The 22413-nt window shown below is 60.8% G+C and carries 22 protein-coding genes; 7 read left to right on the forward strand and 15 right to left on the reverse strand.

The window, feature by feature from the left end:
• Positions 1-76 precede the first annotated feature (76 nt).
• The gene (locus ACM6IO_RS21525; protein WP_192228608.1) at positions 77-706 is read left to right on the forward strand and encodes a flavin reductase family protein; all 630 of its coding nucleotides are present in this window, start codon (positions 77-79) and stop codon (positions 704-706) included.
• Here the strand turns inward: ACM6IO_RS21525 and ACM6IO_RS21530 are convergent, their stop codons facing one another.
• Entirely contained in the window at positions 707-937 is a 231-nt protein-coding gene (locus ACM6IO_RS21530) for a hypothetical protein (RefSeq protein WP_008034307.1), read from the reverse strand.
• A gap of 41 nt (positions 938-978) precedes the next feature.
• Positions 979-1332 (reverse strand): putative quinol monooxygenase, encoded by a 354-nt coding sequence (locus tag ACM6IO_RS21535; RefSeq protein WP_008034309.1) that lies wholly within the window; start codon positions 1330-1332, stop codon positions 979-981.
• A gap of 334 nt (positions 1333-1666) precedes the next feature.
• On the opposite strand from ACM6IO_RS21535, the gene ACM6IO_RS21540 reads away from it, so the two are divergent.
• Positions 1667-2596, forward strand: coding sequence for an AraC family transcriptional regulator (locus ACM6IO_RS21540; protein WP_192228607.1), 930 nt, complete (start codon positions 1667-1669; stop codon positions 2594-2596).
• Positions 2597-2732: 136 nt separating this feature from the next.
• Here the strand turns inward: ACM6IO_RS21540 and ACM6IO_RS21545 are convergent, their stop codons facing one another.
• The 6 genes from ACM6IO_RS21545 to ACM6IO_RS21570 all read right to left on the reverse strand — a co-directional run bounded on the left by ACM6IO_RS21545 (position 2733) and on the right by ACM6IO_RS21570 (position 10245).
• A complete protein-coding gene (locus ACM6IO_RS21545; RefSeq protein ID WP_192228606.1) occupies positions 2733-3788 on the reverse strand; it encodes an ABC transporter ATP-binding protein in 1056 nt (351 codons plus the stop codon).
• Between the two features lie 15 nt (positions 3789-3803).
• The gene (locus ACM6IO_RS21550) at positions 3804-4652 is read right to left on the reverse strand and encodes an ABC transporter permease (protein WP_008034315.1); all 849 of its coding nucleotides are present in this window, start codon (positions 4650-4652) and stop codon (positions 3804-3806) included.
• Positions 4649-5557 (reverse strand): ABC transporter permease, encoded by a 909-nt coding sequence (locus ACM6IO_RS21555; RefSeq protein WP_008034316.1) that lies wholly within the window; start codon positions 5555-5557, stop codon positions 4649-4651. The genes ACM6IO_RS21550 and ACM6IO_RS21555 overlap by 4 nt, the downstream gene beginning before the upstream one ends.
• A gap of 193 nt (positions 5558-5750) precedes the next feature.
• Positions 5751-6854, reverse strand: coding sequence for an ABC transporter substrate-binding protein (locus ACM6IO_RS21560; RefSeq protein WP_280162079.1), 1104 nt, complete (start codon positions 6852-6854; stop codon positions 5751-5753).
• 308 nt (positions 6855-7162) lie between these two features.
• A complete protein-coding gene (locus ACM6IO_RS21565) occupies positions 7163-8611 on the reverse strand; it encodes an aldehyde dehydrogenase family protein (RefSeq protein WP_414912198.1) in 1449 nt (482 codons plus the stop codon).
• Complete coding sequence (locus ACM6IO_RS21570; RefSeq protein ID WP_223437362.1) at positions 8608-10245, reverse strand: 5-guanidino-2-oxopentanoate decarboxylase; 1638 nt, start codon at positions 10243-10245, stop codon at positions 8608-8610. The genes ACM6IO_RS21565 and ACM6IO_RS21570 overlap by 4 nt, the downstream gene beginning before the upstream one ends.
• Before the next feature lie 160 nt (positions 10246-10405).
• On the opposite strand from ACM6IO_RS21570, the gene ACM6IO_RS21575 reads away from it, so the two are divergent.
• On the forward strand, positions 10406-11287 hold the full coding sequence (locus ACM6IO_RS21575; RefSeq protein ID WP_414912199.1) for a LysR substrate-binding domain-containing protein: 882 nt from the start codon (positions 10406-10408) through the stop codon (positions 11285-11287).
• 123 nt (positions 11288-11410) lie between these two features.
• Here the strand turns inward: ACM6IO_RS21575 and ACM6IO_RS21580 are convergent, their stop codons facing one another.
• Positions 11411-12025, reverse strand: a complete 615-nt coding sequence (locus ACM6IO_RS21580; RefSeq protein WP_414912200.1) for an NAD(P)-dependent oxidoreductase — start codon at positions 12023-12025, stop codon at positions 11411-11413.
• A gap of 41 nt (positions 12026-12066) precedes the next feature.
• On the reverse strand, positions 12067-12942 hold the full coding sequence (locus tag ACM6IO_RS21585) for an MBL fold metallo-hydrolase (RefSeq protein ID WP_008034330.1): 876 nt from the start codon (positions 12940-12942) through the stop codon (positions 12067-12069).
• A gap of 229 nt (positions 12943-13171) precedes the next feature.
• Here ACM6IO_RS21585 and ACM6IO_RS21590 point away from each other — a divergent pair, with 229 nt between their 5' ends.
• Positions 13172-14077, forward strand: coding sequence for a LysR family transcriptional regulator (locus ACM6IO_RS21590; protein ID WP_414912201.1), 906 nt, complete (start codon positions 13172-13174; stop codon positions 14075-14077).
• 195 nt (positions 14078-14272) lie between these two features.
• Positions 14273-14449 carry a hypothetical protein gene (locus ACM6IO_RS21595; protein WP_008034333.1) on the forward strand — a complete coding sequence of 59 codons (177 nt, stop codon included), beginning with the start codon at positions 14273-14275 and terminating at the stop codon, positions 14447-14449.
• 8 nt (positions 14450-14457) lie between these two features.
• Here ACM6IO_RS21595 and ACM6IO_RS21600 read toward each other — a convergent pair whose 3' ends face one another.
• On the reverse strand, positions 14458-15354 hold the full coding sequence (locus tag ACM6IO_RS21600; protein WP_008042009.1) for a helix-turn-helix domain-containing protein: 897 nt from the start codon (positions 15352-15354) through the stop codon (positions 14458-14460).
• Positions 15355-15542: 188 nt separating this feature from the next.
• On the opposite strand from ACM6IO_RS21600, the gene pobA reads away from it, so the two are divergent.
• A complete protein-coding gene (gene pobA / locus ACM6IO_RS21605; RefSeq protein ID WP_177318185.1) occupies positions 15543-16727 on the forward strand; it encodes a 4-hydroxybenzoate 3-monooxygenase in 1185 nt (394 codons plus the stop codon).
• Between the two features lie 79 nt (positions 16728-16806).
• Entirely contained in the window at positions 16807-18324 is a 1518-nt protein-coding gene (locus ACM6IO_RS21610; RefSeq protein WP_008042013.1) for an MDR family MFS transporter, read from the forward strand.
• A 107-nt stretch (positions 18325-18431) separates the two neighbouring features.
• Here the strand turns inward: ACM6IO_RS21610 and ACM6IO_RS21615 are convergent, their stop codons facing one another.
• The 4 genes from ACM6IO_RS21615 to ACM6IO_RS21630 form a co-directional block, all read right to left on the reverse strand.
• Complete coding sequence (locus tag ACM6IO_RS21615; protein ID WP_223481229.1) at positions 18432-19280, reverse strand: cache domain-containing protein; 849 nt, start codon at positions 19278-19280, stop codon at positions 18432-18434.
• Between the two features lie 119 nt (positions 19281-19399).
• On the reverse strand, positions 19400-20275 hold the full coding sequence (locus ACM6IO_RS21620; RefSeq protein WP_008042021.1) for an ATPase: 876 nt from the start codon (positions 20273-20275) through the stop codon (positions 19400-19402).
• Between the two features lie 108 nt (positions 20276-20383).
• A complete protein-coding gene (locus ACM6IO_RS21625; protein WP_192228600.1) occupies positions 20384-21376 on the reverse strand; it encodes an NAD-dependent epimerase/dehydratase family protein in 993 nt (330 codons plus the stop codon).
• 54 nt (positions 21377-21430) lie between these two features.
• Entirely contained in the window at positions 21431-22324 is an 894-nt protein-coding gene (locus tag ACM6IO_RS21630; RefSeq protein ID WP_192228599.1) for a LysR family transcriptional regulator ArgP, read from the reverse strand.
• Positions 22325-22413: the final 89 nt, after the last annotated feature.

Consider the following 22413-nt stretch of genomic DNA (forward strand, 5'->3'; position numbering starts at 1 on the left):
CTACAAGGGATTGCGTGCGCTGGAAATTATGGGGGCATCCTTGCACTATGAACGCCACACCAACAGGAATCCCTTCATGCCCGACGACATCCACTACTACGAACCCGCCAACGGCCACGGTCTGCCGCATGACCCGTTCAATGCCATCGTCGGCCCGCGCCCCATCGGCTGGATTTCTTCGCAGGATGCCGACGGCCGCCTGAACCTGGCGCCCTACAGTTTCTTCAACGCGTTCAACTACATTCCACCGATCATTGGATTTTCCAGCGTCGGACGCAAAGACAGCCTGAACAACATCGAGCAGACCGGCGAGTTCGCCTGGAACCTGGCAACCCGGCCGCTGGCCGAGCAGATGAACCAGAGCTGCGCGATGGTCGGGCCGGAGGTCAACGAGTTCGAGTTGTCCGGGCTGACGCCCGTCGCATCGAAAATCATTCAGGTGCCACGGGTCGCCGAAAGCCCGGTGTCCTTCGAGTGCAAGGTCACGCAGATCATCCAGTTGCAGCGCGCCGACGGCAACGTGGTGCCGAGCTGGCTGATTCTCGGCGAAGTGGTCGCCGTGCACATCGCCAAATGGCTGTTGAAGGACGGGGTGTACGACACCGCCGCGGCAGAACCGATTCTGCGCGGTGGCGGACCAGCGGATTACTTTCAACTGGGCCCGGAGGCCTTGTTCAAGATGTTCCGCCCGGGAGCGGTCAAGTAATTACCAGATCAGCTCGCCGTCTTCGCCGACGCCCTTGAGGTGCGTCAGTTGCAGGGCGGCAGCTTCGTCCGCTTCTTTGGCGGTCTTGAACGTCTGGTCTTCCAGCAATTTGTTGAAGCGCGGTGCGCCCGAGCCACCGATGGCTTTGGTGGCAATCGCCGCATAGTAACCGCCCTCGCGGGGCACTACGGCGGATACGGCTTCGAAGGTTTCAAAGGCTTTGCGTGCCATGTCGCGGATCCTGGCTGATTGAGAATGGCGTCATTAAACCCTCAACCCGCCAGTTTGTGTACCCGCGACCGGGACTGCCACTGCGCCTGGGCCGCCGACACGTCCTTGAAGGTATGGAAATCCAGGCTGTTGACCACCAGCTCTTGCACCAGCTCAGCGAAAATATCCATGGCCGGCGTGCTGAAATAGGCCGTCATGGCTTGCTGATGGGTCCAGAAACCGGACACCAGCCACAACTCCGGATCGCACTGCGAATGCTGCAGGGAAAAACTCAGGCAGCCAGGCGCGGTGCGCGACGGCTCGATCAAGGCGCTGAGGCGCGCACCGAGTTCCGCCGAACACCCGGCGCGGGCCCGGACGAAGGCCATATGACTGACGGGGATCTGCTTAGACATGTTCAACCCTCCCAGGTACTCGAGTGGCAGCCGTGGGACGGGCTGCGACAGGATCCAAGATTAAGCCCCTGCTCGCCGCCCCGTTAGTCGATTCCTGCCGGCTTGTTGCACAATCCTGCGAGGCTGCATTCGGTACCTGTAACAATGTGTGAATAGTGTCACAGGCCTGAAACGCGAGGTTCGAGCAAGTTTTCTCTGCCATAGACTGCTCGAGCAGCACACCTCTTCAACCCCGTGCAGAATCAGGCAAGCTTTTCGCAGGATGTGTCTACCGCTGTGCCTTGCACAAATTTAAGCTCAGCTCATTCCCATTGCTTCGCCGAGGATGCCCTGCATGTCGTCGCTCGATCACTTTCAAGCCCCGCTGGACGCCGACATGGAGAAACAGCGCGCGGAACTGGCCGCTATCATCCGTCGCAACACGATGGAGGATGGCACTTATGCCACTGCCGTCGCCTCGCTGTTCATGGGCAAACACAGCCAGTCCCATGAATTCGCCCCGGTGCTGGCGCAACCGGCGTTGTGCATCATGGCGCAGGGGCGCAAAGAGGTCAGACTGGCCGACGAATACTTCAATTACGACCCGCTGAATTACCTGGTGGTGTCGGTCTCCATGCCCCTGAGCGGGCGGATAGTGAACGTCACCTCTGAAGAACCGATCCTCTCGGTGCGGCTGGACATTGATCCGGCGGAAATCACCGCACTGATAGCCGACGCCGGCCCTTTGGGCGTCCCGACCCGCCCCACCGGTCGCGGTTTGTATGTCGAACGGATCGACACCGCGATGCTCGACGCAGTGTTGCGCCTGGCGCGATTGCTGGACACGCCGAAAGACATCGCCATGCTCGCACCGTTGATTCGCCGGGAAATTCTCTATCGGTTGTTGCGCAGTCAGCAGGGCCATCGCTTGTATGAGATCGCGATTGCCAACAGCCAGAGCCACCGCATCAGCCAGGCGATCAAATGGCTCAACGGCAACTATGAGCAACCGCTGCGCATTGATGATCTGGCCAAGGAAGTGAATCTGAGCGTGTCGACCTTGCATCACCGGTTCAAGGCGATGACGGCGATGAGTCCGTTGCAGTATCAGAAGCAACTGCGCTTGCAGGAAGCGCGGCGGTTGATGCTGGCCGAAGGGCTGGAAGCGTCGGCGGCGGGGTATCGCGTCGGGTATGAAAGCCCGTCGCAGTTCAGCCGTGAGTACAGCCGGTTGTTCGGGGCGCCGCCGCTGCGGGATCTGGCGCGGTTGCGGTTGACGGTTTAGCCGAATTCAACCGCACACCTGTAGGAGCGAGCGGGCGGCGATCCGACTTGCCCGCGAAGAACGATAACGCAGTTTTCCAGAAGTACCGCGCTGCCTTCTTCGCGGGCAAGCCTCGCTCCTACAGGGGGTGCGCTTTTTACGCGCCGAGTACTCGGCAAGCCTCGGCCGGCAACGTCACCGACACCGGGTTGCCAATGCTCAACCCAAACCCCTGGCACGGCGTGCTCAACGCGGTAAACGACACCCCGGAACACTCCACGGTCGTCTCGATCGTCGCTCCGATATCACGCACGAACGTCACGGTGCCCAACAAACGATTCCCCGCCGTCGCCTGCGGATGCGACAGTTGCAGGTCCTCAGGGCGGATCAGCATCTTGACCCTCTCTCCCGCCGCAATGCTCGTGCAGATCGGCACTTGCAGTGCATCGCCCCCCGGCAGGCTGACCTGGCCGTTACCCAGCGCGGTCGCCGGGAAGATGTTGCCCGAACCGATGAAGTCCGCGACAAACTCGTTGGCCGGGTGCCGGTAGATCTCGATCGGCGTGCCCACTTGCTGCACGCGATGCTCACCCAGCACCACGACGATATCGGCCATGGTCATCGCCTCACGCTGGTCGTGGGTGACCATGATGGTGGTGATGTTCAGGCGTTGTTGCAGCTGACGGATTTCCACCTGCATCGACTCGCGCAGCTTGGCGTCCAGCGCGGACAGCGGTTCGTCCAGCAGGAGGATTTTCGGGTGGTTGGCAATCGCCCGGGCAATCGCCACACGCTGACGTTGACCGCCAGACAGTTTCGCCACCGGGCGATCAATCATTTCCTGCAACTGGATCAGTTCCAGCAATTCCACTACGCGCTTGTGCTGATCAGCCTTGCTGACCCCGCGCAATTTCAGCGGATAGGCGATGTTTTCCCCAACGGTCATGTGCGGAAACAGCGCCAACGATTGAAACACCATGCCGAAATTACGCAGATGCGCCGGGGTTTGGCCGATGTCTTCACCGTCCAGGCGAATCTCGCCGCCGGTCAGGGTTTCGAGGCCGGCGATCATCCGCAGCAAGGTGGTTTTACCGCAGCCCGAAGGGCCGAGGAAACACACCAGTTTGCCTTCCGGCAAATGCAGGTTCACATCCTTTACCGCGCAGGCCGAGCCGTAATGTTTCTCGACGTTTTCCAGAATCAGACCAGACATAAATCACCTCAAGAATCAGAACGAAACGCCACCTTCACCGACCAGCTTCTCCAACGCCCAGATCAGGACGAAGTCGATCAGCACGATCAGCACGGCAAACGAAAATACGGTAGGGTCGAGCGACGACACGGTGCGGCTGTACATCCAGATCGGCACGGTCATCACGTCGATGGTGTAAAGGAAATAGGTCACGGTGAATTCGTTGAACGAGACGATGAACGCCAGCAGCATCCCCGCCAGAATCCCCGATTTCATCAGCGGCACCACCACATCGATGATCGCCCGCGTTGGCGAAGCACCGAGCATTTGCGCGGCCTCTTCGACTTCGCTGCCGATGGAGAGCATTGCCGCCGTGCAGTTTTTCACCACGAACGGCAGCGCCAGGATCACGTGGGCAATCACCAGCCGCGAGGTGGTCATCTGGAACGGCAGGCTGTCGAACACCAGCAGCAATGCCAGGCCCAATACCACCATCGGAAACACCAGCGGCAGCGACATCAGTTGCAGCGCCACCGCTTTGCCGCGGAACTCGCAACGGGTCAGCGCATAAGCCGCCGGCACCGCGATGATCGTGGCGAAGACCATGGTCAGGCACGACACCATCAGGCTGGTGGTCATGGCTTTGCCGAGGCTCAGCACATCACTCGCGTCCGGCGACACGAAGGTGTGCCAGGCGGCCTTGTACCATTGCAGGCTGTAGCTGCTCGGCGGGAAGTCGAGGTTCGACGCACCGCTGAACGACATGACGATCATGGTCAGGATCGGCAACACCGCCAGCAGCAGAATGAAACCCGAGAGGATGCCGGCAAACTTGCCGGTTTCGCCTGGCAGCAGCGAATAACGCTTCTTGATCACAGAGCTCATTGCGAAGCCTCCAGCATGCGCCGACGACGGCCAGTGATGTATTCGGACAAAGTCATGATCGCGAGCGTGGTGACAATCAGCACCACACCGGCGGCGGACGCGGCGGGCCAGTTCATCAGCGGGGCGATCTGGTCATGGACCATCACCGCCAGCATCGGCACGCGTCGGCCACCCAGCAGCAACGGCACCACGAAGCTGCTGGCGTTGTAAGCGAAAACCAGTGTCGCGCCGGTGATGATCCCCGGAAAACTCATCGGCAGAACCACCTGGCGGAACACCTGAAAGCGACTGGCGCCCAGCGTGGCGGCGGCCTCTTCGTAAGTGCGGGCGACGCCGCGCATGGCGCTGGCGATCGGCAGCACGGCCAACGGGAACGCGGTTTGCACCAGGCCCATCAGTACGCCGTTCTGGTTGTACAGCAACATGATCGGGCGCTTGATCAGGCCCAGGCCCATCAGTGCCTGATTGAGCATGCCGCCCGGGCCGAGAATCACCAGCCAGCCGTAGCTTTGCAGCAGCAGGTTGACCAGCAATGGCAGCAGCACCGCAGCGAGGAAGATCCTGCGCACAAACGGCGACGTCAGGCGCGACATGGTGTAGGCCACCGGGATCGCCAGCACCACGGCGATCACTGCGCTGATCAGCGCCAGGCGCAAGGTCAGCAGCAAGGATTTGAGGTAATACGGTTCCAGCAATTGGGCGTAGCTGGCCAGGCTGAACCCGGTCCATTCCGCGCCTTTGGTGCCGACGCTCATGCGCAGCACCAGCAGGCTGGCGGCAATCAGCACGCCGAGAAACAGCATCGACGGCGTCAGAAAAAACCAGGCGCGGGTCGTCGGCGAAACACCCCGATTGGCGCGCACAGGAGCTGCATCGACCGGATGAGTCAGAGGTTGGTGTTCCATAGCAAGGGTCTCGTCAATGGAAAGCAGCTGGCAAACACAATCTTCGAAATCACCGTAAACCCTGTGGGAGCGGGCTTGCTCGCGAAGAGGCCGTGTCAGTCGACATCAATGTTGAATGTCACACCGCATTCGCGAGCAAGCCCGCTCCCACATTGGATTTGTGGTGCTTTATGGACCTGTGTTCGCCACTCGATCAGGAAGAAAAGATTTCCGTGTAGCGACGAATCCATTGGTCATGCACGGAGGCCAGGAAGGCGTTGTCGTGCATGATCGCCTTCTCGGCGATCTGCTCCGGCGTGAGGATGTACGGGCTCTTGCGCGCTTCGGCGGAGATGATCGCCTTGGCGTTGACCGGGCCGTTGTAAATGTCCTCAGCCATCTTGCCCTGCACCAGCGGGTCCAGAGAGTGGTTGATGAACGCGTAGGCCAGGTCGGTATCGCCCGGACGGTTTTTCGGCATCACCGACAGCATCAGGTCGGTGTAGAAACCTTCTTTCATGCCGAACGTGGCGCCCAGGCCGTAGGCCGGATCGCGGATCTGTTTCGGGAAGAAGGCCGGTGCGTACAAGCCGCCCATGTCCAGGGAACCGGTGCGGAACAGCTCGGCGATCTGGTTCGGGTTTTCACCCAGGGTCACCACACGATCCTTCAGCTCGGCGAGTTTCTTGAAGCCGGGTTCGATGTTGTGTTCGTCACCACCGGCCAGTTTGGCGGCGATGATGATCAGGTCCATCGCTTCGGTCCAGTTCGGCGGCGGCAGGAAGATGTTCGGCGACAGCTCGGCGTCCCACAGGGCGGCGTAACTGTCCGGTGCTTCCTTGATGGTACGGGTGCTGTAGACCAGGCTGTTGCACCAGAGCAGGTAACCGATCCCGTGGCCATTGGCGCCGGTGCGGTATTTCTCCGGGACATCCACCAGGTTGGGGATGCGGTTGAGGTCGGGTTTTTCCAGCAGGTTGGCGGCGGCCAGACCTTCGGCGCCAACGCCAGCCAGGGTGATGATGTCGTATTGCGGACGATCACCGCCGGCCTTGAGTTTGGCGACCATTTCCGAGGTACTGCCGGTGCGGTCAGCGATGACCTTGCAGCCGTACTTGTCTTCGAACGTTGCGGCGATGTTGCGCAGTGCCGCCAGGCCTGTGTCATCGGACCAGGTCAGCAAGCGCAGGGTCTTGCCCTGGAAGCGCGTGTCGCTGGCATTGGCCTTGACGAAGGGCAAGCTCATGGCTGCCGCGGCTACCGAGGCCACGCCTACGGTTTTGATGAATTGACGTCTGTTCAGATCATGCTCGCCCATTACGGACTCCCTTTGTTTTTGTAGGTATAAGGCAGGTCGAAACTGTTGCATCCGCGCGGCCGGATCAGTGTTATCCCCCGTATTTTCGGGGGCTTGGCTGAACCAGTGAGTTCATCCTGAGGTCGTGTAAAACACCTGACTATCGATAAAAATTCATTGAAGCCATGACGCCAGCGCATGCCTCATGTAGGAGCGAGCCTGCTCGCGAAAAGTGCATGAACGACGCGGGTTTTCTAACTCCCCGCGTTATCGTTGACGTCCATCGCGAGCAGTCGAGCGTCGACCGGCTGCTCCCACAGAGATACGCGTCAGACGGCGCGAATCACGTGTTTGATTTCCTGGAAAGCCTGCAAGCCCCATGGCCCCAATTCGCGGCCGATGCTGCTCTGTTTGTAGCCGCCCCAGGCGGTCTGCGGGAAGATCACTTGCGGCGCGTTGATCCACACAAGCCCCGCCTGCAAGGCGTTGGCAACCCGATCCGCCGCCTCGGCGTTGCGCGTCACCACGCTGGCCACCAGGCCGAACTGGCTGTCGTTGGCCAGGGCAATCGCCTCGGCTTCGGTGGCGAAACTGCGCACGCAGATCACCGGGCCGAAAATCTCTTCACACCACAGCGCACTGTCGAGGGGCACTTCGGTGAAAATCGTCGGCTGTAAAAAATAGCCGCGCGGCAGGTCTGCCGGGCGATTGCCGCCGCAAATCAGCTTGGCGCCAGCACTCAAACCGCGATCGATGTGGCCGAGTACGCGTTGGTATTGCGCCTGATTGACCAGTGCGCCCATTTCCACGTTCGGGTCGAACGGGTCGGCCACGCGGATGGCTTCGGTACGCGCCTTCAGGCGCAGGAGGAATTCGTCGGCCAGCTCATCGGCGACCAGCACGCGGCTGGTGGCGGAACACATCTGCCCGGCGTTGAAAAAACCACCGCCACAGGCCACTTCCACGGCCAGTTCAATGTCGGCATCGGCCAGCACCAGCAGCGAGGATTTGCCGCCCAGTTCCAGGCTCACGCCCTTCACGGTTTCTGCGGCGCGTTGCATCACCTGCACGCCGACCGCGTTGCTGCCGGTGAAGGAAATCTTGGCGATGCGCGGGTCCGCCGACATCGGCGCGCCGACCGCCAGACCGGTGCCGCAGACCACGTTGAGCACGCCCTTCGGCAAACCGGCCTCGGCGATGATCGCCGCCAGTTCCAGCTCCGGCAGCGGCGTCACTTCGGAAGGCTTGAGCACCACGCAGCAACCGGCGGCCAAGGCCGGGGCGAGTTTCCAGGCGGTGGTGACCATCGGGAAATTCCACGGCACGATCAGGCCGACCACACCACACGGCTCACGGCGCACACGGGCGCTGAAGCCGTCGGTGGGCAGCTCGACGTTGCTGTCCTGTTTGGCGTCGAGGCCTTCGGCCAGGCCTGCGTAGTACTCGAAAGTAGCGATCACATCATCGACGTCGATGGCCGCTTCGAACAACGGTTTGCCGTTGTTGCTCGACTGCAAGTGCATCAACTTGTCGCGACCAGCCTGTACGCCCGCAGCGATTTTGCGCAGGATTGCACCGCGCTCGGCACCGGTGGTTTGCGACCAGGCCTTGAAGGCTTCGGTGGCTGCGTTCGCGGCTTGATCAACGGCGTGTGCATCACCGCCATTCACGGTGGTCAGCAGCGCTTCGGTGGCCGGGTTGATCACGCGCAGGTGTTCGCTGCCCGCCGACCATTTACCGTCGATGAACAGACCGTCGAGGGTGGTAGGGAAAGTCATTTCGACACCGCCTGCATCCACAGAGTCTGATCGATTTCAATCAGGGTCGGGCCTTGGCGATCGGTGGCTACACGTAAGGCGCTGCGCAGTTGTTCAACACCGTTGACCGCTTCAGCCGCACAGCCCAATGCCTTGGCGACACCGATGAAGTCCGGGGTGTAGATGTCTACGCCGACCGGCTCGATGGCGCGGTTGACCATGTATTTCTTGATCTCTTCGTAGCCCTGGTTGTTCCACAGCAGGACGATCACCGGGGTACGCGCTTCAACAGCGCTGGCCAGTTCCGGCAGGGTGAATTGCAGGCCGCCGTCGCCGATCAGGCACACCACTGGAGGACGTGCGCCGTTTTCAACGCTACCGCCGAGCCAGGCGCCAATCGCTGCCGGCAAGGCATAACCGAGGGTGCCGTAGCCGGTGGACGAGTTGAACCAGCGGCGCGGGCGCTCCGGGTTGAAGGTCAGGTTGCCGGTGTACACCGGTTGGGTCGAGTCACCGACGAACACCGCGTTCGGCAATTCGTGCAGGACAGTTTCCAGGAAACGGGTCTGGGCCAGTGTCGGCGCGTCCCAGGTGGCGGCGAGGTCTTCGCGCAGACGTGCGGCGCGGACCTGGCCCCAATCGTTGCGGCGCTCGGCCAGCGATTTGTGGGACAGCGCGCTCAGCAAGGCTTGGGCAGCGTTGCGCGAATCGGCCACCAGTGCGATGTGCGGCGGGTAGTTGCGCACGGTCTGGTCCGGGTCGATATCAACGCGCAGCAGCTTGCCGGGAATTTCGAAACCACCGGCGAAAGTGACGTCGTAGTCGGTCTCGGCCAGCTCGGTGCCGATGGCCAGAACCACATCGGCCTCGGCAACCAGGGCGCGAGTCGCGACCAGGCTCTGGGTCGAACCGATCAACAACGGATGGCTGGATTCGAGCATGCCTTTGGCGTTGATGGTCAGCGCCACTGGCGCGTCCAACAATTCAGCCAGTTCAGTCAATTCCGCAGCGGCATCGATGGCACCGCCACCAGCGAGAATCAGTGGGCGTTTGGCGCCGGCGAGCAGTTCGGTCATGCGGCTGATCGCGCTTGGCGAAGCACCGGCGCGGTCGATGTTGACTGGCAGGCTGCTGAGCAGGTCGTCGGCTTCTTCAACCAGAACGTCCAGTGGGATTTCGATGTGAACAGGACGCGGACGACCGGCCTGGAACAGCGCGAAAGCGCGGGCCAGCACGCCCGGCAGTTCGGACGCCGACATCAGGGTGTGGGAGAACGCCGCCACGCCGCCGACCAATGCGCTCTGGTTCGGCAGCTCGTGGAGCTTGCCGCGACCACCGCCCAACTGGCTGCGGGTCTGCACGCTGGAGATCACCAGCATCGGGATCGAATCGGCGTAAGCCTGGCCCATGGCGGTGGTGATGTTGGTCATGCCCGGGCCGGTGATGATGAAGCACACACCCGGTTTGCCGCTGGTGCGTGCATAACCGTCAGCCATGAAACCGGCGCCCTGTTCGTGACGCGGAGTGACGTGGTTGATGCTCGAACGGGCCAGCCCGCGATACAGCTCCACGGTGTGAACCCCAGGGATGCCGAACACCTGCTCAACCCCGTAATCTTCGAGTAACTTGACCAATACTTCGCCGCACGTCGCCATGTCTTTTGCCCTTTTTGTTCGTTTGAGACGCCGGGCCTGCGCAGTGTTTATGATGAGCGGGCAGGTCCAGGGATGGCCTCATTGGAACGGGCGACACGTAGCCGCAACAATGGATAAAAAGTCATACTAGCCATGTCCTCACGTCATACCTTGGATCCCAATGAAACGATTGCCTCCCCTGCCGGCGCTGCACACTTTTCTGATTACCGCGCAGTGCTGCAACTTCACCCGTGCCGCCGAACAGCTGTTCATCACCCAGGGCGCGGTGAGTCGACAGATCGCCGGGCTGGAAGAACATTTGGGTTATGAGCTGTTCATTCGCCAGGCCCGCGGCCTGGATTTGACGGCTGAAGGACGGGAGTGGCTGCCACGGGTGCAGCAGATTTTCGGCTTGATCGACGAGGCGGTGGAGCAGATCGGCGATCAGCGCGAAACCCTGCAACTCAAGGCACCGACCTGTGTGATGCGCTGGTTGTTGCCGCGCCTGTTGCAGTGGCAGCGGGAGCGTCCGGATGTGCCGGTGGAGCTGACCACCACGGTCAAGCACGGCGTGGATTTTCATCGCGAGCAATTCGATGCGGCGGTGATGTATGGCGCGCCGCCGGACAACGCGCTGACGTCTTATCTGCTGTTCGATGAGCAACTGACGCCGGTGTGTTCGCGACCGATGCTGGAAGGGCCACAGGCCTTGCAGTCACCGGCGGATCTGCAACAGCACTTGCTGCTGCACCCGACGCGGGATGAGCGCGACTGGAATGCCTGGTTGAAAGCGGCGGATCTTCAACTGAGCAATGTCAGCAAGGGTCAGCATTTCGAAACCCTGGACCTGGCGATGTCGATGGCGTCTCAGGGGACAGGTGTGGCGATTGGCGATTGGTCGTTGATTGGCGATGACCTGAGTGCCGGGCGGCTGGTCATGCCGTTTGAATTGAAGGTGAAAACCGGGTTGGCGTATTACCTGGTATTCCCGGAGAAACCTGCACCTTCGCCGAAGTTGCGCGAATTGATGGGGTGGTTGGTGGAGCAGGCGCAGAGTCGGTGAAAAGCTCAAAAGCTTCGCGAGCAAGCCCGCTCCCACATTGGATCTCCTGTGAACACAAAAATGTGAACACCTCGGATCAATTGTGGGAGCGGGCTTGCTCGCGAATGGATTTAAGCCACGCTATCAATACCCAACTGTGAACCGCTGCCGAGAGTGCTTCGGCACGTCCACTTCATCCAACATCGCAATCGCATAATCAGCAAACGTAATCCAGCTGCGCCCCGCCCCGCTCACCAGCAAATCATCCTTGCCAACCCGGAACGTACCCGTACGCTCACCTTCGACAAACTCCGCCGAGGGCGACAGGAAGGTCCAGTCCAGTTCCTGTTCCTTGCGCAGGTTTTCGAGAAACAACGCACCGGCGCTGGCCTCTGCCTTGTATTCCGCCGGGAAGCCCTCGCTGTCGATGACGCGGGTGCCGTCCGGCAGCAACAGCGAACCGGCACCGCCCACCACCAGCAGACGTTTCACCCCGGCCTTCTTCACCGGCGCCACAACGGCAGCGGCGGGAATCGTGGCGAAATGTGCCGCGCTGATGACCACATCATGCCCCGTCACAGCGGCTTGCAAGGCGTCGCTATCCAGCACGTCGACATTCTTGCTGACCACCCCGGCACGCTGGCCGATTTTCGACGTATCGCGCGCGATGGCCGTAACGCTATGACCACGACGCAGGGCTTCTTCCAACAGTTGGCTGCCGGCACGGCCGGTGGCACCGATGATTGCGATGTTGCTCATGACGTTCTCCAGTGTGGATCAGTGTGAGTGGGTGAATCGGGTTACCACTTCATCTCGCCCTTGGCGACTTTGGCGCTCAGCTCCAGCGAGCTTTCTTCGCCCAGTTTCGGGTAGCGTTTTTTCATCGCGGCGATCAGCGCGGCGGCGTCTTTGGCCTTGGCGGTTTCTTCGTCGAAGGCTTTGATGTAATCCGCGGTGAACTGCACGGCGGCCAGGGAGCGGGCACTTTTGCCGAGGTAGTGACCCGGCACGAGGGTGTGCGGTTTCAGGGTTTCGATGGAGTGCAGCGTAGCCAGCCAATCAGCGTGGGACTGCGCGGTTTGGGTATCGGCCATCCACACGTGAATGTTTTCTGCGACGACCACGCCACCGACCACTGCCTTGATCGACGGGATCCACACAAAGGTACGATCCGGTTGTTTGCCCTCAAGACCCACCACCTGCAACTTCTGCCCTTCGAGCATCAGGCTGTCGCCCTTGAGTACGTCCGGCACGATGGTTTTGGCCGGCACGTCGGCACCCATTTTCGGCCCCCAGAACGCCAGTTTGCCGTCGACGGTTTGCTTGATGTGGTCCACGGTCGGTTGCGAGGCGAGCACCTTGGCGTTGGGGAACGCGGCGGTCAGGGTGTCGAGGCCGAAGTAGTAATCCGGGTCACCGTGGCTGATGTAGATGGTGGTCAGTTGCTTGCCGCTGGCGCGGATTTTTTCCACCACTTGCTCGGCCTGGGATTTGCCGAATTGCGCGTCCACCAGAATCGCGTCTTTCTCGCCGCTGACCAGCACCGACGTCACCGGGAAGATCGCTTTCTCGCCGGGGTTGTAAACATCCAGCGTCAGCGTCGATGCCGCCGCGTGGGCCGCGAAACCGAGGGTGGCCGTGGCCAGCAAAATACGCTTGAGGTTGAAACCGATCATCTGTTGCTCCGTTGTTTGATAGACGCCCTTTGTGTAGGAGCCGGCTTGCTGGCGATGGATTTGAAGACGCCGCGTTTATCCAGGAACTACGCGTTATCGTTAACGACCATCATCGGAACGCCGCCCGCAGCAAGCCGGCTCCTACAGAATATGGACAGAGCTTAGTTGCCTTATTCATTACAAAAAATGCGATGCTTAGACATAGTTTGTTTCTGAAAGCGGGCAAATCATGGATCGTCTACAAGCAATGCGCGTATTCGTCACGGTGGTCGACCTCGGCAGCCAGTCGGCCGCCGCCGATCACCTGGACCTGTCGCGGCCGGTGGTTTCGCGGTATTTGGCGGAACTGGAAGACTGGGTCGGCGCGCGCCTGATGCATCGCACCACGCGTAAATTGAGCCTGACCGCCGCCGGCAGTGAAATCCTGCCGCGCTGTCGACAGATGCTCGACCTGTCCACGGACATGCAGGCCGCCGTCAGCGAGCCGGACGATGCGCCGCGTGGCCTGCTGCGCATCAGCGTCAGCACCTCGTTCGGCCAGGCGCAATTGGCGGATGCGATGGCCGCCTACGTCAAACGTTACCCCGGCGTCAGCATCGACCTGCAGATGCTCGACCGCACGGTGAACCTGGTGGATGAGCGCATCGATCTGGCGATTCGCACCAGCAATGACCTGGACCCGAACCTCATTGCGCGGCGGCTGACGGTCTGCCGCTCGGTGATCTGCGCCGCCCCCGCTTACCTGCAAGAACACCCGACGCCAATGCGGGTGGAAGACCTGAGCCAGCACAACTGCCTGACCCACTCCTACTTCGGCAAAAGCCTGTGGCATTTCGAGCAGGACGGCGAACCGGTCTCGGTGCCGGTGCAGGGCAACATCAGCGCCAACGAAGCGAGCACCCTGCTGCGCGCAACAATCGCTGGCGCCGGGGTGGCGATGCTGCCGAGTTATCAGGCGGGTGTGCATATCCACAGCGGCGAACTGATCCGCCTGCTGCCCCAGGCCGAACCGCGCCAGATGAACATCTACGCGGTGTATGCCTCACGCAAGCACATGCCGGCGGCATTGCGCAGCGTGCTGGATTTTCTGGTGCTGCAGTTTCCGGAAGAACCAGAGTGGGATGCAGGATTGTAGATACGCCCCCCTGTAGGAGCCGGCTTGCCGGCGATGGTCGTTAACGATAACGCGGGCTTACCGGATGAACGCGGTGCCTTTACGTTCATCGCCAGCAAGCTGGCTCCTACAGGGGGGAATGCATGACTGGCAACTCACTGCCGCTGACCTATGCTGAACTTAGTACCGAAGGGTATTCGTTCAGAGGTCAACGCCATGAACACGAAAACAAGAAGATACCTCGCCATTTTCATCACCTGCGCGGTGACGCTGGCGCTGTACGGCACCGCGGCGTGGCGCGTTGAGCAATTGCGAAACCTGCCCCGTGAGTACGCGAGCTGCAACTTCGAGCGCTGCATTCCCCACAACGCGACCCTCAACGCCCTCCGGTGATGAAGGGATCAGGCCTCGTTGTCCTGATCGGCCTTCAAGCGATCGCGGAACGCCTTGGGTGAGATCCCCACACGACGCCGGAACAGGCGCGTGAAGTTGGTCGGATCGGAAAACCCCAACACATCGGACATTTCATAAATGGTCATGCTGGTGTAGGTCAGCAAACGCTTGGCCTCCAGCAATTGCCGCTCGTGCATGATCTGCAACGCCGGTTGTCCCGCCAATTCACGGCACGTGCCGTTGAGGTGCGACACCGAAATCCCCAGCCGATGCGCCAGGTCTTCGACCTTGACGTGCTGGCGATACGTCTCTTCCACCAGTTGGATAAACCCGTTGAGGTATTCCCGCGCACGTTGCGGACGCTGACTGGCCGAACGACGCTGCAACGCCTGCCGGCTGACCCACACCATGATCACGCTGACCAGCGAATGCATGAGCATTTCCCGGGCCGGTTGATGGCCGGTGTATTCGGTTTGCAGCGCAGAAAACAGGCTGTTGAGGTACTCGCTGTCGTTGCCGGCCGGATAACTTTCGGCCTGGGCCAGGGCATTCACCGAGTTGCCCAGTTGCGCCTGAAGATGGGCGACCAGCGGCGCGGCGAGGGTCACGACAAAGCCTTCGACATCCTCGGAAAAACGATAACCGTGCACCGATAACGGCGGCAGAACCAGGATCGCCGGTTCGCCCAATTGCGTACGTTTGCCTTCGATTTCAAGCTCTGCCTGACCTTTGAACACGAAGAGTAATTGGCATAAATCGGCGTGGCGATGGGGTTTGATTTCCCACTGGTGTTCGCGGCTGCGTTTGGAAATGGTTTCACAGTGCAGCAAGTCCGGGGTCGGCCAGTCCAGGCTTTCACCGTAGAGCTTGAACACCGGTATCGAAGGCAGGGCAGGCTTGTTCATAACTTCAATCCAGGCCTCGGGAAGTGACGGGCGATAATCGCACCGATTGGCAGAAAGTACAGCTATCGGCTCAGTTTTCACCTTCAATTGACAGACCCGCAAGTGAAAAATGCAAGCACTCGATCCATAAAAATTATTCACCGACGCAGGTCGTGTGGAGCTTGCGAGTCATAAAAACAATGAAAACACTGAAAACCCAAGTCGCCATCATTGGCGCCGGCCCCTCCGGTTTGCTTCTCGGCCAATTGCTGCACAACGCCGGTATCGACACCCTCATTCTCGAACGCCAGACCCCGGACTATGTGCTCGGGCGAATCCGTGCCGGTGTCCTCGAACAAGGCATGGTAGAGCTGCTGCGTCAGGCCGGCGTCGGCCAGCGCATGGACGCCGAAGGACTGGTTCACGGCGGCTTCGAACTGGCCCTCGACGGGCGCCAGGTGCACATCGATCTGCACGCCCTGACCGGGGGCAAAACCGTGATGATCTACGGGCAAACCGAGGTCACTCGCGACCTGATGGCCGCTCGTCGGGAGGCCGGCGCGCAGACGATCTATGAAGCCGGCAACGTCGTGCCTCACGGCATGAAAACCGATGAAGCGTTCGTGACGTTCGAAAAGGACGGCGAAGCGTATCGGCTCGATTGCGACTACATCGCCGGTTGCGACGGTTTCCATGGTGTAGCGCGGCAATCGATTCCCGCCGAGAACCTGAAGGTGTTCGAACGGGTTTATCCGTTCGGCTGGCTGGGGATTCTCGCCGACACGCCACCGGTTCACGATGAACTGGTCTACGCCCGTCACGAACGCGGTTTTGCCCTGTGCAGCATGCGCTCGGCGACTCGCACCCGGTATTACCTTCAGGTCCCTGCCGACGAGGCTGTCGAGAATTGGTCCGATCAACGCTTCTGGGATGAGCTCAAATCCCGGCTGCCTGCTGCGCTGGCCGAATCTTTGGTGACCGGGCCGTCCATCGAAAAAAGCATCGCGCCGTTGCGCAGTTTCGTGGTCGAACCGATGCAATACGGACGGATGTTTCTGGTCGGCGACGCCGCGCACATCGTCCCGCCGACCGGCGCCAAAGGTCTGAACCTGGCGGCCAGCGACGTCAGTACGTTGTTCAATATCCTGCTGAAGGTTTACCGCGAAGGCCGTGTCGACTTGCTGGAGAAATACTCCGAAGTCTGCCTGCGCAGGGTCTGGAAAGCCGAGCGATTTTCCTGGTGGATGACCTCGATGTTGCACCGCTTTGACGATCACGACGGGTTCAGTCAGCGCATCAGCGCGTCGGAGCTGGACTACTTCGTCAGCTCCGAAGCGGGTCGAAAAACCATTGCAGAAAATTACGTCGGGCTTCCTTATGAGGCTATCGAATAGCTTCCTACCGACTTACACTGGCGAGCATCCCCGCTCGCCCTTGCCTCCTGCGGGACCCTCACTGCCCGCAGGTTCTCCCGTGACCAATCTCAACCAGCCTGAAACGCCCAAACCGGCCATCCGGAGCGTGCTGATCGCCCTGATGCTGGCCATCTTTCTCGGGGCGCTGGATCAGACGATCGTCGCTGTATCGATGCCCGCCATCTCCGCGCAGTTCAAGGACGTCAGCCTGCTGGCCTGGGTGATTTCCGGCTACATGGTGGCGATGACCGTCGCCGTGCCGATCTACGGCAAACTTGGCGACCTGTACGGTCGGCGCAAGTTGATGCTGTTCGGCATGGGGCTGTTCACGATTGCTTCGTTCTTCTGCGGCATGGCTCAGAGCATGGAGCAACTGGTGCTGGCGCGGATTCTTCAGGGCATTGGCGCCGGCGGGATGATTTCGGTCAGCCAGGCGATCATCGGCGACATCGTGCCGCCTCGCGAACGCGGTCGTTATCAAGGCTATTTCAGCAGCATGTACGCGGTGGCCAGCGTCGCCGGCCCGGTACTCGGCGGTTACATGACCGAATACCTGTCCTGGCGCTGGGTGTTCCTGATCAACCTGCCGCTGGGCCTTGGCGCCTGGCTGGTCGCCCGTCACACCCTGGTCGGGCTCCCGGTGCCGCAGCGCAAACCGATCATCGATTACCTCGGCACCGTGTTGATGATCATCGGTTTGACCGCCTTGTTGCTCGGCATTACTCAGGTCGGCCAGGGGCATTCGTGGCGTAGCGCCGAGGTGCTGGGTTTGCTGGGTTGTGCGGTGGTGGTCCTGGCGTTGTTCGTCGGGCATGAGCGCCGTGCACGGGAGCCGTTGCTGCCGATGCACCTGTTCGCCAACCGCAATGCGATCCTGTGCTGGTGCACGATTTTCTTCACCAGTTTCCAGGCGATTTCGTTGATTGTGCTGATGCCGTTGCGCTTCCAGAGCGTGACCGGCGCCGGGGCCGACAGTGCCGCGCTGCACCTGTTGCCACTGGCCATGGGTTTGCCGATCGGCGCGTATTTCGCCGGGCGCCGAACCTCGGTGACCGGGCGCTATAAACCGATGATTCTCGCGGGCGCCCTCCTCATGCCGATCTCGATTCTCGGGATGGCGTTCAGTCCGCCACAGGCGGTGGTGCTCAGCAGTCTGTTCATGGTGCTCAGCGGGATCGCCTCCGGCATGCAGTTCCCGACGTCATTGGTCGGGACGCAGAATTCGGTGGAACAACGGGACATCGGCGTGGCGACCAGCACCACCAACCTGTTCCGCTCCCTGGGCGGCGCGGTGGGCGTGGCATTGATGTCGGCGTTGTTGCTGGCATTGCTGCAAGACTCGAGTTTCGCCCATCTGGCCGGTTCGACGCTGATTGCCGAGGGCAGCTCCGGGAACGTTTTGCTGGATGGCCTGAACGCCGCGCCGGGGGATGCACAGAACGCCTTGCGCGCCGAGCTGCTGCTGACCTTCCGGCATTTGTTGATGGTCAGTGCGGCGGTGTCGCTGCTTGGGTTGGCGGCGGCGATTGCCATGCCGAACCGGGTGTTGCGTGGGCGGGAAGACAAGGCTCGGTAGTTGAACCGAGTCGCGGCCTTCGCGGGCAAGCCTCGCTCCTACAGGATCGCGTAGTCCTTGTAGGAGCGAGGCTTGCCCGCGAAGACGTCATCATAAACACCATCAAATCAAGGGCTGTAATACCCCACAGCCACCAGAAAATGCCCGACCTTCTTCAGGTACGCATGCTTGTCCTCGACCTTGCCGGTCACCGGATTTTTCCACCGATACGCGTATTCGCCATAATCCTGCCCGGCCATCAACGCCAGGATCGGCTCACCGACCGGTTTGCCTTCAGGGTCCTTGATCTTGCCGAAATCGGTATTGATCAAGCGCAGATTTGTACCGTGGGCGACGTAACGCTGGGTATCCAGATCAATGACGAACACATACAAGTCATCCTGCAAATAACCGCCCTTGAGCGAGTTGATCGACGTGAGCGTGCCCTTCTCGTCCTTGGCCAGATCGGTCGCCGCTTTGTTCAGCAACGCCATCGCCTGCTCCGCCGACGCCCGTGGCAAGTAGTAACCCACCGCCAGAATCCGCTGGCCGACCCGTTGGTAGAACACATGCTTGCGTTCGACCTTGCCGTCGGACCAATTCTGCCAGCGATACTCCGCTTGCTGAATGCCATTGCCCTCCGGCACTTTCAATGCGTCCTTGAAAGCCTTCTGCAAATCCGGCCCGAGCACATCCGATACATCACGCCCGATCAACGCCGAAGAAGGCCCACCGCTGGCGAGCATCACGCCTTTGGTATCGAGCACGAACACGTAGCGATCCTTGTCGACAAACTCGCCCTGACGACTGAAGGCCGCGAACGCCTTGTCGCCATTGTCGTGGTAATAGGCCAGGGCTTTTTCCAGCAAGGCGATGGCGGCCTGGCTGTCGTCCTTCTCGGTCCCGGCGGCTTGCGCCTGCCCCAGGCACAGCAACAGCATCCCGCCCAGCAGGGCCAACCTGTGCAAAAACCCCATTGCGCATCCCTCGTTTTCTTCGGTGTTTGAAGAGCGTAGACGGCAATGGGGCATGTATGGATATTCAGCGAACCGCAGTCTGCAAAATGGTATTGCAGCGCATTACCGCGCCTTCAGCCTCAAGGCCTGGCCCGTAACTGCTGCTGCAAATTCTGAATCTGCGCCTGAAGGGTGTTGATGTTGCGGGTGACCTGGCTACGGAAGGCGTCGAACTCGGCGGTACTGGATGGGCCTGACGCGGCGGCCGGGCGGTTGTCCTGTTCGCTTTTGAGCACGATCAGGTCTTGTTCCAGACGTTCGATGGCGGCGCTCGGGTTGCCTTGTTTTTTTAGCGCGGTGATATCGGCGCCGAGGCTTTTTAGCTGGGCTTCGAATTTTTCAGTGTCCGCCGGGGCGCTTTTCAGGGCGGCCAGTTCGCTGCTCAGGGCTTTGACCTGGGCCTGCAATTGCGTGTTGGCGGTCTGGTGCTCGGTGTTCTGGGCAGTGGCTTGCGCCAGGCGCTTGTCCAGATCGGCGGTTTGCGCAGTCATTTGCGCCAGACGCTTGTCCAGGTCCGACGTCTGGCCGGCAACGCCCTGCTGCTGTTTGCTCTGGTCCTGGAGTTTGCTTTCCAGCTGCCTGATTTGCAGTTTCAGCGCTTCGCTGTCGCTGGTGACGTTGGTCTGACTGGCGACCACCTTGCCGGAAATGTCCTGCAAGCGCCCCGCTGCATCCTCACTGATACGCGCGAAACTTTCCTGGGTCGCCACCAGTTGCTGTTCCATCAGCGAGATCTGCTGAAAGCTCCACCACGCAAGGCCGGCGAACGCAAAGAACAAGGCGCCGACCAGCGCCCACAACGGACCGGTGCTGGCTGCCCTGACCTTGACCACCGGCGGCGTGCGCGAATGCACGGCGGTGCGGGCGGTGGGCACAAAATCATCATCGTCGAGGCTGTCGGCACGCAGGCTCGGTACATCGTCGAAGTCGTCGTTGGCATCGTTACGCATGGACATTGAGTCAACCTTTGTGGAACGCGGTGATGGCTTGATGGGGCGAAGTATAAACCCGTCAGCCGCATCGATTGACCCTGAACCCCACTCTGCGTTCAGTAACGGGATTTGTCAGTGAATGTCCTGAGCCTTCCACCAGCCGCAGAATTCATCGAGGGCCGTCCAGAGACTGACCTTCGGGTCGTAGTCCAGATAATGCCGCGCGCGGCTGATGTCCAGGGTGAAATTTTTGTTCATGACCTGCATGCCCAGGCGCGACAGGGTCGGCTCGGGGCGCCCCGGCCACAGCTTGCACGCGCCCTCGTTGAGCGCCGCCACGGCGTAGGCCAAGCCGTAGGAACGGTAGCGGGTCACCTGTGGGACGTCCATTTTGCGCATGACGTAATTGACCACGTCCCACAACGGAATCGGCGCGCCGTTGCTGATGTTATAGGCCTTGCCCAACGCCGAACCGCTGGCCAGCAAGCTGCTGAGCAACGCTTCGTTGAGGTTTTGCACGCTGGTGAAATCGACCTTGTTCAAACCGTTTCCGATGATTGCCAAGCGACCTTTGCGTTGCATGTTCAGCAGTCGCGGGAAGATGCTCATGTCGCCGGCACCGGTCACGAAGCGCGGGCGCAGGGCCAGGGTTTCGAGGCCGAACTCCTGGGCGCCGAAGACCTTTTGCTCGGCCAGGAATTTGGTCGCGGCGTAGGGATGCTTGAAGCGCTTGGGCACCTGTTCTTCGGTCAATCCGAGGTGATCGCGGCCGTCGAAGTAGATCGACGGCGAGGACAAATGCACCAGTCGCCGCACGCGTTGCTTCAGGCAGGCTTCGACCACGTTTTCGGTGACCTGCACGTTGCCTTGATGAAAGTCCTGATAGCGTCCCCACACGCCGACAGCACCGGCGCAATGCACCACGGCTTCGACGTCGGAACACAAATCGCGCGCCAGTTGCGGGTCGCTCAAGTCGCCCGCAATGAACTCGGCGCCACGGCGCACCAGATGTTCGACGCTTTCGGCCCGGCGACCGTTGACCCGCACGTCCAGGCCCTGCTCCAGGGCGAAACGCGCAAAGCGCCCGCCGATGAAGCCGCTTGCGCCGGTGACCAGAATCTTCATGTAGTGCTCCGAATATTTCGTTTTGCGTAGTGCGTGAGGTCTTGACGCTGCCGGTCAGGTCAACGGCACCAGCCATTGCCTCGACGAGCGCACCAATTGATCGGTCAGCAACCCCAGCAACTGACCGCCATTGCGCCAATGATGCCAGTACAGCGGCACATCGATGGGCTTATCTGGCAAAAGCTCCACCAGAACGCCGCGCTCAAGTTGCTCGCGCACCTGCAATTCCGGCACCAGTCCCCAGCCGAGACCGGCTTCCGTCAGGCGAATGAACCCTTCGGATGACGGGCATAAATGGTGTTCGAAACCGCCGTCTACGCCGAGGGACGCGAGGTAGCGATGCTGTAGGAAATCGTCCGGCCCAAAGACCAGCGCCGGCGTTTTCGACAACTGATCGGCGCGCACGCCATGCGGAAAATGCCGGGCGATGAACGCCGGACTGGCCAGCGCGCGATAACGCATGGCGCCCAACAGGACGCTGCGCGCACCCGCCACCGGACGTTCGCTGGCACAGACACACGCCGCCACTTCGCCTGCACGCATGCGTTTGAGGCCGACAGTCTGGTCCTCGACCACCAGGTCGAGCAGCAAATGTTGCTCGGCACAAAAGTCACCGACCGCCTCGGCCCACCAGGTGGCGAGGCTGTCGGCGTTCAGCGCGATGCGCAGACGTTCCGGCAAGCCTTCTTCATCCAGCGCCGGCACCAGTGTCTGGAGGTCGCGTTCGAGCAAGCGCACCTGCTGCACATGGTTGAGCAAACGCCGGCCGATTTCCGTCGGCGCCGGTCGCGCCATCCGCACCAGCACCGGCTGGCCGACCCGCGCCTCCAGCAGTTTGATGCGCTGGGAGATCGCCGATTGCGACAAGCCAAGCACCTTTGCGGCACGTTCAAAACCGGCCTGCTCGATCACGGCGGCCAACGCAGAAAGCAATTTATAGTCGAACATCAGTTTTCCTAATGAGCGATCAGCATGATTGATTTTTCTTATACAGGTTAGCAGCAGAGAATGCGCGGCAAGAACTCTTGAACAAGGAT

Origin of the sequence: Pseudomonas sp. IT-P44, assembly GCF_949768225.1 — a bacterium.
Taxonomy (GTDB): domain Bacteria; phylum Pseudomonadota; class Gammaproteobacteria; order Pseudomonadales; family Pseudomonadaceae; genus Aquipseudomonas; species Aquipseudomonas migulae.

Excerpts from the sequence above, each read along its gene's own strand:
- ACM6IO_RS21525 (WP_192228608.1), top strand. The coding sequence starts at position 77 with ATGCCCGACGACATCCACTACTACGAACCCGCCAACGGCCACGGTCTG.
- ACM6IO_RS21595 (WP_008034333.1), top strand. The coding sequence starts at position 14,273 with ATGAACACGAAAACAAGAAGATACCTCGCCATTTTCATCACCTGCGCG.
- ACM6IO_RS21620 (WP_008042021.1), bottom strand. The coding sequence starts at position 20,275 with ATGTCCATGCGTAACGATGCCAACGACGACTTCGACGATGTACCGAGC.
- ACM6IO_RS21540 (WP_192228607.1), top strand. The coding sequence starts at position 1,667 with ATGTCGTCGCTCGATCACTTTCAAGCCCCGCTGGACGCCGACATGGAG.
- ACM6IO_RS21600 (WP_008042009.1), bottom strand. The coding sequence starts at position 15,354 with ATGAACAAGCCTGCCCTGCCTTCGATACCGGTGTTCAAGCTCTACGGT.
- ACM6IO_RS21555 (WP_008034316.1), bottom strand. The coding sequence starts at position 5,557 with ATGGAACACCAACCTCTGACTCATCCGGTCGATGCAGCTCCTGTGCGC.
- ACM6IO_RS21530 (WP_008034307.1), bottom strand. The coding sequence starts at position 937 with ATGGCACGCAAAGCCTTTGAAACCTTCGAAGCCGTATCCGCCGTAGTG.
- ACM6IO_RS21615 (WP_223481229.1), bottom strand. The coding sequence starts at position 19,280 with ATGGGGTTTTTGCACAGGTTGGCCCTGCTGGGCGGGATGCTGTTGCTG.
- ACM6IO_RS21625 (WP_192228600.1), bottom strand. The coding sequence starts at position 21,376 with ATGAAGATTCTGGTCACCGGCGCAAGCGGCTTCATCGGCGGGCGCTTT.
- ACM6IO_RS21590 (WP_414912201.1), top strand. The coding sequence starts at position 13,172 with ATGGATCGTCTACAAGCAATGCGCGTATTCGTCACGGTGGTCGACCTC.
- ACM6IO_RS21565 (WP_414912198.1), bottom strand. The coding sequence starts at position 8,611 with ATGACTTTCCCTACCACCCTCGACGGTCTGTTCATCGACGGTAAATGG.
- ACM6IO_RS21575 (WP_414912199.1), top strand. The coding sequence starts at position 10,406 with ATGAAACGATTGCCTCCCCTGCCGGCGCTGCACACTTTTCTGATTACC.
- ACM6IO_RS21545 (WP_192228606.1), bottom strand. The coding sequence starts at position 3,788 with ATGTCTGGTCTGATTCTGGAAAACGTCGAGAAACATTACGGCTCGGCC.
- ACM6IO_RS21630 (WP_192228599.1), bottom strand. The coding sequence starts at position 22,324 with ATGTTCGACTATAAATTGCTTTCTGCGTTGGCCGCCGTGATCGAGCAG.
- ACM6IO_RS21570 (WP_223437362.1), bottom strand. The coding sequence starts at position 10,245 with ATGGCGACGTGCGGCGAAGTATTGGTCAAGTTACTCGAAGATTACGGG.
- ACM6IO_RS21535 (WP_008034309.1), bottom strand. The coding sequence starts at position 1,332 with ATGTCTAAGCAGATCCCCGTCAGTCATATGGCCTTCGTCCGGGCCCGC.
- ACM6IO_RS21560 (WP_280162079.1), bottom strand. The coding sequence starts at position 6,854 with ATGGGCGAGCATGATCTGAACAGACGTCAATTCATCAAAACCGTAGGC.
- ACM6IO_RS21580 (WP_414912200.1), bottom strand. The coding sequence starts at position 12,025 with ATGAGCAACATCGCAATCATCGGTGCCACCGGCCGTGCCGGCAGCCAA.
- ACM6IO_RS21550 (WP_008034315.1), bottom strand. The coding sequence starts at position 4,652 with ATGAGCTCTGTGATCAAGAAGCGTTATTCGCTGCTGCCAGGCGAAACC.
- ACM6IO_RS21585 (WP_008034330.1), bottom strand. The coding sequence starts at position 12,942 with ATGATCGGTTTCAACCTCAAGCGTATTTTGCTGGCCACGGCCACCCTC.